At 70.0% G+C, this 780-nt stretch carries 1 protein-coding gene; it reads left to right on the plus strand.

The genetic code is table 11. From position 1 onward, the window contains the following. Positions 1-780 (plus strand): helix-turn-helix domain-containing protein (locus ABGV18_RS11475; RefSeq protein ID WP_396586146.1); only part of this gene is annotated, 780 nt, incomplete at both ends.

The following is a 780-nucleotide window of genomic DNA, read 5'->3' on the forward strand; positions in this document are numbered from 1 at the left end:
CAGGCGGTAAATCGCCGCCGTCGCGAGGCGGTCCGACTGCGGCTCGATGGCCTGACGGTCGCCCAGGCAGCCGAACGGGCCGGGGTGAGTGCACCGACCGTGACTGCCGCTTTTGCTGCATTCAAGCGCGGCGGCTGGCCGGCGGTGGATGTCGGTCGCCGCGGGCGGCCACGAAAGGCGGAGAGTCAGGCGGGCCCAGACATAGGCGATGACATGGGTGCGGCCATGCAGGCGGTGTTCCGTGCATCCCCGGGACGATGCTGGGACGTGGAGCAACTCGCCGAGGCGATCGAGTCGCGTATCGGTAGCCGTCCCGATGCCCGGTCGATTCGCCGGCACTTGGCCGACTGGGGACTGGTGCCGCGCCGCGGTGCGATGCCGCGCGGCAAGACCGGCCCGATCGGCAAATGCCTCGTCTGGGCAAGCACCCATGACGCCGCCGTGCTGGAGAGCCGCTTGCGGAACGTGCCGGGTGAGGCGCCGATGGCAGGGGGCTACCAGTTGACCGCCCAGGATGCCCGAGGGCGACTGTGGTTCGCCCTGTACGCCGAGCCGCCTCGGGCACAGGACTACGTCGCCTTCTGGCAGACCGTGGCCGAGCGCATCGGCGCCCCGCTGGCGATCGTCACCCGCGGCATCGCGGTGCAATCTTCGGCGCTGCAACAGGCGTTGCACCCGCATCGCGGCCGCCTGAGGGTGGTGGCCCGCCCCCGCAGTACACGGCCGATTGCGCGGCAAGAGCCGAAACGAATTCAAGACAAGACCAGGAATGGGAACCAG

Source organism: Guyparkeria halopsychrophila (assembly GCF_044582135.1).
Taxonomy (GTDB): domain Bacteria; phylum Pseudomonadota; class Gammaproteobacteria; order Halothiobacillales; family Halothiobacillaceae; genus Guyparkeria.